The organism is Streptomyces sp. HNM0645, from assembly GCF_030056615.1.
GTDB lineage: Bacteria > Actinomycetota > Actinomycetes > Streptomycetales > Streptomycetaceae > Streptomyces > Streptomyces marianii.
Window position 1 is genome coordinate 22,890 of record NZ_JASHLT010000067.1, and the last position, 9,183, is coordinate 32,072.

Sequence of the window (9,183 nt, forward strand, 5' to 3'; positions counted from 1 at the left end):
CGTCTGCGCCCTGCTCAGGGGTGTGCAGGGTGCGGTCGTACTGACCGAGACGATCAGGTTCCGGCGGGGTGACGTGCCGACGGCGCAAGTGGGAGTGGCCGACTGTGGCCGCGCCGAACGGTTCCCTCCCCGGGAGAACGCCGCGGAGCCGGCCTGCCGGACGTGCGTGCCGCCGTGATCGACGGCGCGCACGTCCCGGCTCGGAAAGGGGACACACACCGGATCCTCGCCGGTCGACCACGGAGGTCGGGCGAGCAGGCACCCCCTGATCAGCGTCTCCCGCGGAACGTCCCTCGCTGTGTGGCTGACCAGGGGAAGCCGAAAGGACGTCACCCGGCTCACGCCCCCCCTGGCCCCCTGGTGTCAGCGGCCCGGCGGGCCCGTTCCGTCACCGGCCACGGCGCCTGCGCTGGTCCCGTGGCACCACGTGTTCCGGTGTCAGGCCTTGCGGAGGCGCGCGATGACACCGTTGATGTCGGCCTCCAGCTGTTCCCGACGGACGTAGTGGCCGCCGCCCACCTCGTGAGCCTCGTGCGGGATGCCCACGCGGTGAAGGTGGGAGCGGAACTCCCGCTGGGTGTCGAGCACCACGGACTCGTTGGCGTACCCCTGGATGTCCTCGGGGCTGGTGCCGGCGACCAGGAAGACGCGCTTGTTCCGGTAGCTCTCGATCCGCTCGACGGGGTTGTCGGCGCTGACCCGGGCCTGGTCCCACGGCACGCCGTAGACGGTGCCGCCGCCCAGCTCCACCGCGGCGGAGGACAGGTTGGCCCAGTGGGTGACCGTGTCACCGCGCCCGCGCAGGCTGGCCGGGCCGGAGTGGGCGCTGACCGAGGCGAAATGACCGTAGTACTTGGCCGCGTACTTCAGCGCGCCGAAGCCGCCCATGGAGAACCCGGAGACGGCACGCCCGTCGTACTCGGCGTACGTACGGAAGTTGGCATCGACCCACGGCAGCAGCTGCGCCATGTGAAAGTGCTCCCAGTTGCGGGGGCCCACGTTGCTGGTGACCGGGTTGGAGTACCAGCCCGCACGCCCTCCGTCGGGCATCACGACGATGAGGTTCTTCCAGGCCGTCAGGCCGCGGATGTCGTGGTGCGCGTCGAAGGTGATGAAGTCCTCGAGCCCGCCGTGCAGCAGGTACAGGACGGGGTACCTGCGTTCGCCGGTGTGGTAGCCGTCGGGCAGCAGGACGTTGACTGCGGGGTTCCAGCCGATGGCTTCGGTCCGGAACCTGTAGTACCACATCCGGTAGTCGCTCTCGTTCCGGTCGACGATGCTCAGTCCGAAGCCGTTGCCGGCGGCCGCGGCCGCCGGCGCCGCCGCGAGCACGCCTCCGGCCCCCAGGGCCATGGCGGCGGTGAGCCCGCCGGCGGACTTGAGGATGTTTCTGCGGGTGGGGTGATGTGCGGTCAAGGTGATCTCCTGGGGAGACGCGTTCCGGGACTCGGTCCCGACGTCGCGTGACGAATGGTTACTGGGAGTGAGTGGGGCGGTCAGGGTGATCCGTGGACGGTGAGACCGGTGCCGGCGAGGAGGCCGGACGATCCCCCCGGAGCTGATGGGCTATCGCAGACAGGAGGCGACGATCAGGAACAGGACGAGGAACACCAGTCCGAGCGGGGCGGCGTAGCCGATTGTTCGGGGATTCCTCCTGTTCATCTCGACGATGCCGCCGGGGACCAGGCCGGGATGGCGGTCGGCGTAGTGGGCGACCGAGAGGTCCTCGGCCTCGGAACGGGAGGTCCACCGCGTGGTGAATCCGCATGCGCCGCATCGGTGGCGGTATGCCATGTGAACTCCTGGATGTCGCACTGCGGGGACGGACGGGCGGCCGTGGCGGTGGGATCCCGGCCGAGGGACCGACGGTCGTGTTGCCGACCGCAGACGACCAGACGTCCCCACGAGGAGCGCAGGCCGGGGGCCGCCGCACGGTGCCCGAAGCAGCTCACGAGCAGAGGGGAGGCGGTGCGTGAGGCCTTCACCGCGTCGGAGGGACTGCTCAGACGCGCCCCCGCAGGGGGCGGTATCAAGCAGCGCGCTCAACTGCCCGGCGTCCTCGGCGGCAGCCGGCTTCCGGGGCGGTCACCGTTGCCGGCGGCGTCGGCCGCACCCGGGCCGGCGGTCGACGGGAACGTGCCGAGCGCCACGAGTGTGCCCGGGTGGTCGTGTTCGGGGCCGGTCCTGTGCCACCGGTCCCGACAGCGGCAACACCGCGCAGACGGCACCTGTGACGGCGTGGTCCCTCACACTGCCTGACCGCGGGGCCATGGCGGCTCCTCATCAGGGAACGCCAGAGAGCACTCAGTCGGTCCTGGCCGTCGCGAACGCAGTCTCCAGACGCGGAATGTAGTCAGCGAGTGCAGGAGCCCAGCAGCCGTAGTTGTGGCCGCCGTTGCACGTCGGAGCCAGGGAGGCGCCGTTGCCGTAGTCGACGAGGCGACTGGCGATGCCGAGCTGGCCCAGGCGTGTCCTGACAGTCCTGGAGGCGGCGGCGGTGTGGACGTCCACGACGTCGTTGTCGCCCGTGTACAGGGTGACGCCGGTGTCGGCGAGCTTGGCGAGGTTGGCGGGCGCGGCCGGGTCTACCGCCTTCCAGACGCGGTCGGCGTTGAACACGGGGTACGGGGAGCCGAAGATCGCGTCGCTGTCGACGTACGGGCCGTACCCGGTGCACCTGCCGGATCCGGACGTGCTGGACGAGCTGCTCACAGCGCACCAGGCGCCCGTGAGGTTGAGTTCCGTGGCAAGGACGGCCGCGCGGATCTGCCACATGCCGAAGTCGATACCGCCGGACAGGGCTGCCGCGTGCCCGAACAGGTCGGGGCGGGCCTGGGCGTAGTGAAGGGCCCCGAAGCCGCCCATGGACAGGCCGACGACGGCACGGTGGTCGCGCTGGGGGAGGGTGCGGAGATTGGCGTCGATGAACGGTACGACCTGGGTGAGGTGGAAGGTCTCCCAGTTCGCGGCGCCCTCGGCGGTGTTCTGCATGAGCCAGTCGGCGTACCAGCCCTTGAGACCGCCGTCCGGAACGACAGTGATCATCTCGTCGGAGTGCAGGGCGGGGGCGGCTGCCACGTCGTCGACGGAACCCCCGCCCCCGTGCAGGAAGTACGTCACCGGCCACCGCTTCTCCGGATCCCCGGCGTAACCGTGGGGCAGGAGGACGCGGATCTTGTGCGGGCCGGACACCTGGGGGGTGGTGACCGTGATCGTGAAGTCCGAGGCGGAGTGGATCTCGGTGGCGTCGGGGACCTGGGTGATGCCGAAGCCGTCGGTGAAGACGGGGACGGCAGGCGGGTCAGCCTGGGCGACCGGCCCGCCGAGGGCGGTGAGCACGAGGGCGGCGACCAGGGCCGCGCCGGCGCCGCGGAGGGCGCGGAGATGAGGTATCCGCATGGGGAAGGGGTACTCCTTCGTGAGGCGTGACAGGCACGGCGGCCGCTTGCGCCCGGCAGGGCCACCGACCCGACAACGATGCAGTTCACGCAGCTCAGCGAACAGGCCAGACGACCGGCCACGCGTGACCGGTCGTCACGTTACCCTCTGGCACGCCGTACCCAATGCGACGTAGGAGTCCGATTGACGGACCAACTGGGTCCGCTGCTGCGCCGGTTGCGCCAGCGCGCGGGCCTCACACAGGAACAGTTGGAGGAGCGGTCCGGGGTGAGTGTGCGCACCATCCGCAGACTGGAGACCGGGAAGTCCGGCAATCATCAGCTGCAGACGGTGAGGCTCCTCGCCCAGGCCCTGGACATCGGGCGGGAGGAAGGGCGACGGCTCACGGACCTGCTGGGCCGGGACGGCAGCGGGGAGGAGCCGTTCACCGCGCCGCCGCACACCGAGCCACGACCGGGGCCCGACCCCGAGCCCGAGCCCGGACCCCCGCCGGTCCGTCCCCCGGCCGTCGTGGACACCGCGCCGGGCCCTGCCGCGCCTGCCGCGGAGCAGTCTCCGCTCGCAGCCTCGCTCATCGAGGCCGCCGACCTGCTTGCCGGTGAGGTCCGGCGCCGCTGGCGACGGGAGGAGGAGCAGCGACGGGTCCACGACCCGTTTCCGCTGCCCGTCCGCTGGCGGCCGACGGCACGCGAGCTGGGGGACCATCCGGAGAACGTGCAACGTCTGCAACCCGGTGCCACGGCAGGCGATATGGACCTGAGTGGTGATGTGCGGAGCGTGGCCGAGACCTACCGGCGCATCGAGTCCGGGCGGCTGGTGATACTCGGCCGCGCGGGCTCGGGGAAGTCGGTACTCGCCGTTCGCCTCGCCCTCGACCTTGTCGCGTCCAGGGCCCCCCTCGGCCGGGTTCCCGTGATCGTGAGTCTCGGCTCATGGGACCCGACCACCACCACCTTCCGGGGTCTGCTGGTGGGGCGGCTCCTGCGGGACCACCCGCACCTCGCCCGCAGGGTCCCCGGCGGATCGACGCAGGCGGCCTCGCTGGTCGACGCCGACCTGATCCTCCCCATCCTGGACGGGTTCGACGAGATGGCGGCGGAGCTGCGCGGCACCGCACTGGACGAGCTCAACACCACCTCGTTACCCCTGGTACTGACCAGCCGCCAGGAGGAGTACGCCGGGGCGGTCAAGGCGATCGAGGCACCTCTGGTGTGGGCTGCGTGCGTCGAACTCACGGATCTCACCCACAAGGACCTCATGGCCTATCTGCCCCGGACCTCCCGGCGCGTCTCCCACGGCAGAGGTGGAGAGAACCGGGGCGTGTGGGACGCCGTCCTCGACAGGCTTGGGCAGAGCGAGGAGGGACCAGGAAGCGGCGACGCCGTGGCCTGCGCCAACCTCGCCCGGGTGCTGAGAACCCCCTTCATGGTCGTCCTTGCCCGGACGACGTACAGCGAGGCGCCGGGGAAGGACCCCTCGGAACTCCTCGACGCCGACCGCTTCCCCACCGCGGACCACCTGGAAGACCATCTGCTGGCGAGCTTCGTCCCCACCGTCTACAGGCGTCGGGCCACCCAGCGGACCGACGACGGACGGCGGCAGCCGGACTGGGATCCGGACCGCGCCCGCCACTGGCTCGCCTGTCTGGCCCACGGCCTGTCCCGGAGCGACTGCGGCGGGCAGGATCTCGCCTGGTGGCGCCTCAGCGGCAGCCTGCGTCCCGCGACCCGGGTCCTGCACGTCGCACTGATCTCCACGCTGTGCATGTCCATGGCCACCTGGCTCGTGGGGCTCCTCGCGCAGCTCTGGGGCACCACCGACCTGTTCGGCCCGCGTCTGCTGCTCTTGCAGGGGACGTTGATCGGGCTGCTGGCCGGGGTGGCCTTCGGCCTGGTCTCCGCCGTCATGGAGACGTTCCAGCGGGGCGCTCTCCAACCCTTCCGCGTACGACTCCGACTGCCGGCCGCGGACCGCCGGGTGGAACGTCGGCCGCTCCGCTCGTTCACCGCCCGATTCGGATCCATGCTGCTGGGCGGGGCCACGCTGGGCGTCGGGTACGCCTGGGCCCTCGCCCTGCTGCGTGCCCTGTCGGGCGGGCTCCCCCTCTCTGACCCGGAGGTTGTCCGGAGCGCGCTCATCAACATGTTGGCCTTCGGGCTGATCTTCGGCCTGACAGCAGGGCTGGTCTTCGGGCTGCTCGCCGCGTTCGAAGCGCCCATGGACATCACCGCCGCGGCCACGCCGATCCGTCTGCTGTCCGCGAACCGTGCCGAAGCGGGTCGGCAACTGCTCGTGCTGGTCCCCGTCCTCGCCCTCGGGATCGCCCTCTGCGGGCATCTCGTCGTCCTCGTGCTCCAGGAATCCCTCGGGCCGCTGAGCTGGCAGCCGACGGGCGCGCTCCTGATCGGATCGGTCGGTGGCCTGGGCGGCGCCACCGCCTACGTGCTCGCCTTCACCGCGTGGGGGCGCTGGGCGACGCTGACCCGGGTGTGGTTGACGCTGACCCGCAGGCTGCCCTGGAACGTGGTCGCCTTCGTCGAGGACGCCCATCGCCGCGGTGTACTGCGCCGGACCGGTGCCGTCTACCAGTTCCGCCACGTCCGGCTCCAACAGCACCTGGCGGACTCGTTCCACCCCCTCAGCCGGCGGACCACGAGGCGGTGGCGCGTCCGACGCGGACACGGGCGGTAGGTGCCGGTCTCGTTGCCGTGGGCCCTGCCGGAGGGGAGGAGTGTTCGCTCGTCGTGTCCGTAGGACACCTGGCTGGCCCTGCTCACTCGGACCAGGGCCGCCGTCAGACTGCGTGGCGGGGCGCGCACCGTGGGACGCGCCTCGGCGATCTGTCGGCATGGAGAGGGCTGGGGCTGGTCGGTTGAGGGACGGACTTCGGGGCGCTGCCTGGGCCGCGTGTCGGCAGTGCAGGGTCGGCTGGACACGCCGCCCTCAACCAACCATCCACCCACCCCTGCCAAGAAGTTGTCATGCTCCCGAAATTGCTGGCGACAGACCCCCGCTTCCTGAAGGCCCGCGAAGCCGCCACGCAGGCACTCGCCTCGCAGAGCGGCACCACACAGGACATCAGTGCCGACGTCGCACTCAAGACCGCGCTCGACGCCTACGCCGACCAGTGCGTCAGGGCGCTTGTCTCGCAGGTCGGTATCCGTCGTCGATCGTGAGGGGAGCGACGTCGAGGACCAGGTTCTCCAGCGCTTGCGGCATCGGTCCGAAGCTGGCAACCCACGTCTCGACGAGGTAGATCTCACCGGACTCGTCGATGGCCAGGAAGAACCGGCCATGATCAAGTTCACCGAGGGGAACGAGGCTGCGACCGATGGTCTCGCCCCACTCGGTGAACCGGTCCTCTTCACCTCGCGCCAGTTCGGGATCCAGCTCAAACGGCGTGCGCGCACAACTGATTCCTGGGCCGCTGATGTTCACGGTCAGGCCGCCGAACTCCTTGAGGAAGCCCTCCGCCGCGTCGTGCCACGCAAGCCCGGCGCGTTCGGATGCGGACCGCCAGATGCTCGTGTCTACCACGCACTCGGGGAACCACCTTGAGGCTTCCAGGACCTCACGCACCTCTGGCAACCAGCTACTCATTCTGGGCCCAGCTCCTCATCGACGCATGAAAAACGATCATCTCACCGCCGCTCGCCAAGGAACAGTGCGTAACCGCGCCACAGAACTTGGACCAGAACTGCAGAAGACTTTCCGTCGCAGACACCCCTGACGCCCAAGGTGACGTCGTTCAACGGATCCGTCCGGATTGATGGCGATTCAAGCGCCAGATCGGCCAGGAGTGCGCAGATCGTGCCCGAATGGAGGCCGCCGCGACGCATGCCCGCACGGCATCCAGCAGATAGGATCACGAACACTCGTGCGATACGTCTTGCGGGCACCCTGTGCTCGGGCGCACCATCTCGCGCCCGCCCGCTTTGAATCGACTGCGCACGTTTGGCGCATCGGAAGGACCAGCCATGTCAAAGTCGCCGCAGGTCGGCCCCCTTACGCCGCTCACCAAGAAGAAGCTCTTTGACGGACTCGCCCCGTGGCAGCTGGTCCTCTCCCTGCTCCCGCTGGGACTGCTCTTCATGGGCGGCGCGATCGGCGGTGGGCTGGGCGCTCTGGGCATGGTCGCCAACGTGAAGATTGCCAAGACGCAGCTGCCGACTGCCGGCAAGGTGGCAGCCATGCTAGGGGTCGGTCTCGCGGCGGTCGTCGTCTTCCTGGTGGTCGGAGGATTGCTGTCCAATGCCTTGAACGGCTGATTCAGCAGTCGAGCCTCGACAGCTCGGCGAAATACGTCCGCCTCCTCGAAATCCACCAGGAACACGATCTCCCCTTGGGCGGGTGGCGTATCGACGTGCCGACCCTGAAAGTGCCTGCGGATGACGTGCACCTGCTTCTGGCAGTGGAAGAATCGCCGAACAACCCCCACGAGGCCAGGGCGGCGTAGTTCAGATGATTCTGTCCGACTTGATGCCGGTTCAGGCGCGGACATGGCTGCGGAGTTCGCGGGGCCGGAACGGAGGCACGCACGGCCCCCGGGTGATCATGAGATGTCGAGTACCTGATCACCACAGCGGAAGACCGTGCCTGCCCGTTCATCACCGCCCATCCCCGCCGGCCTGAGCCAACTCGCTGTTGTCCGGCCCGCCGAGCCCGAGGACCACCCCGGCCTGCTGGTCTGCCTTGCAGCGGAGACGCGTCTTGAGGCATTTCGGCTCATCTCGCCGAGGAGGGCCGGGCGGCGGGCCGCCGTCCGAGTCAGAGCGGCCCGCTCGGCCCGCGGCCTTGTTCCGTTGTCAGCGGCGGCTGACATGATCACGGTCATGAGCGACGAGTCTTTCGAATGGCAGGTCTTCCTCGGCCGTTGGCAGGAGGAGTGGGTTCCGTCCGACGATGAGGAGGACGGTGGTCCGCGCGTCGTCCCGCTGGGCAGCCCCGGGGCGGACGAAGTCGCGATCACCGCGCTCGAGCGGCGCCTCGGACAGCGACTGCCGCCCTCGTACCGGGAGTTCCTCGCCGTGAGCGACGGGTGGCGCGTGGAGCAGACCGCCGGCGTATATCAGCTCGGCGGCGTGGCGGACATCGACTGGTCCGGGGACCCGTTCGGGCTGAGCGACCTGTACGAGGAGAATCTGGGCGACGACCCGAGCGAGCAGGAGGTCCTGCTCGCCGGCATGTGGCGGCGGTCGCTGCGGCTGGAAACGGACTCCGACATGACGCTCGCTCTGCTGGACCCGGGCGACCGCGACGAGAACGGCGAGTGGGCGTTGTATGTCTACAAGGGCTGGAGCGGTGAGTTCCCCGACCGATACCCATCGTTTCGTACGTACATGGAGGCTATGTACCGCAGCTTCCACGCCGACCGTACGGAGCGTCCCGACTTCGAGAGCGCGACCACACGCGCCCAGGACGCCCAGGTTGAGAAGGCCCGTCTGCTCGCCCTGAGCGGACGGCACGAGGAGGCCGTGTCCCTGCTCGAAGAGGCACGATCCTTTGGGCGGCCGCACAGCGCCGTGCTGCTGAACCAGTTGGAGCATCTCGCGGCCCCTCGCGCCCAGCGGGATTACTGCCTGCTAATGACCGACCCGCGTTATCTGCCCGAACTTCTGCCCGTCTCGGCGACCGAACCGGCCGCCGGCACATGGCGGCTGGGCGGGGACGACCGCTGGCTGGGGATGATGACCGCCCGCAGGCCGATGACCTCGCCGTGAGTGCCGTGGACCTTCGCCCGCCGCAGCGGGACCCAGGCGGTGAACGCGGCGTTCATCTCCTCGG

7 protein-coding genes and 1 pseudogene are annotated in these 9,183 nt (G+C 69.7%); 4 read left to right on the forward strand and 4 right to left on the reverse strand.

All coding sequences use genetic code 11. The features are described 5' to 3' along the window. Positions 1-438: 438 nt before the first annotated feature. From QMZ92_RS32815 to QMZ92_RS32825, 3 genes are all read right to left on the reverse strand, one after another. A complete protein-coding gene (locus QMZ92_RS32815) occupies positions 439-1,416 on the reverse strand; it encodes an alpha/beta hydrolase (RefSeq protein WP_283301219.1) in 978 nt (325 codons plus the stop codon). Positions 1,417-1,566: 150 nt separating this feature from the next. Further along, complete coding sequence (locus tag QMZ92_RS32820) at positions 1,567-1,794, reverse strand: hypothetical protein (RefSeq protein WP_283301220.1); 228 nt, start codon at positions 1,792-1,794, stop codon at positions 1,567-1,569. Between the two features lie 510 nt (positions 1,795-2,304). Further along, entirely contained in the window at positions 2,305-3,399 is a 1,095-nt protein-coding gene (locus QMZ92_RS32825) for an alpha/beta hydrolase (RefSeq protein ID WP_283301221.1), read from the reverse strand. A gap of 183 nt (positions 3,400-3,582) precedes the next feature. Between QMZ92_RS32825 and QMZ92_RS32830 the strand changes: the two genes are divergently transcribed. Together QMZ92_RS32830 and QMZ92_RS32835 are read left to right on the forward strand one after the other, a co-directional pair. Further along, a complete protein-coding gene (locus tag QMZ92_RS32830) occupies positions 3,583-6,090 on the forward strand; it encodes a helix-turn-helix transcriptional regulator (protein ID WP_283301222.1) in 2,508 nt (835 codons plus the stop codon). 290 nt (positions 6,091-6,380) lie between these two features. Further along, positions 6,381-6,575 carry a hypothetical protein gene (locus tag QMZ92_RS32835; protein ID WP_283301223.1) on the forward strand — a complete coding sequence of 65 codons (195 nt, stop codon included), beginning with the start codon at positions 6,381-6,383 and terminating at the stop codon, positions 6,573-6,575. Here the strand turns inward: QMZ92_RS32835 and QMZ92_RS32840 are convergent. After that, positions 6,532-6,999 carry an SUKH-3 domain-containing protein gene (locus QMZ92_RS32840; RefSeq protein ID WP_283301225.1) on the reverse strand — a complete coding sequence of 156 codons (468 nt, stop codon included), beginning with the start codon at positions 6,997-6,999 and terminating at the stop codon, positions 6,532-6,534. The two genes, QMZ92_RS32835 and QMZ92_RS32840, sit on opposite strands and share 44 nt — an antisense overlap. A 377-nt stretch (positions 7,000-7,376) precedes the next feature. On the opposite strand from QMZ92_RS32840, the gene QMZ92_RS32845 reads away from it, so the two are divergent. Next, positions 7,377-7,667: a hypothetical protein gene (locus QMZ92_RS32845; RefSeq protein ID WP_283301227.1), complete on the forward strand. Its 291-nt coding sequence runs from the start codon at positions 7,377-7,379 to the stop codon at positions 7,665-7,667. Between the two features lie 564 nt (positions 7,668-8,231). Further along, positions 8,232-9,098: pseudogene (locus tag QMZ92_RS32850) on the forward strand (SMI1/KNR4 family protein); the annotation flags it as partial. Positions 9,099-9,183: the final 85 nt, after the last annotated feature.

Coding starts and splice junctions, on each gene's coding strand:
- QMZ92_RS32820 (WP_283301220.1), bottom strand. CDS start 1,794: ATGGCATACCGCCACCGATGCGGCGCATGCGGATTCACCACGCGGTGG.
- QMZ92_RS32825 (WP_283301221.1), bottom strand. CDS start 3,399: ATGCGGATACCTCATCTCCGCGCCCTCCGCGGCGCCGGCGCGGCCCTG.
- QMZ92_RS32835 (WP_283301223.1), top strand. CDS start 6,381: ATGCTCCCGAAATTGCTGGCGACAGACCCCCGCTTCCTGAAGGCCCGC.
- QMZ92_RS32840 (WP_283301225.1), bottom strand. CDS start 6,999: ATGAGTAGCTGGTTGCCAGAGGTGCGTGAGGTCCTGGAAGCCTCAAGG.
- QMZ92_RS32845 (WP_283301227.1), top strand. CDS start 7,377: ATGTCAAAGTCGCCGCAGGTCGGCCCCCTTACGCCGCTCACCAAGAAG.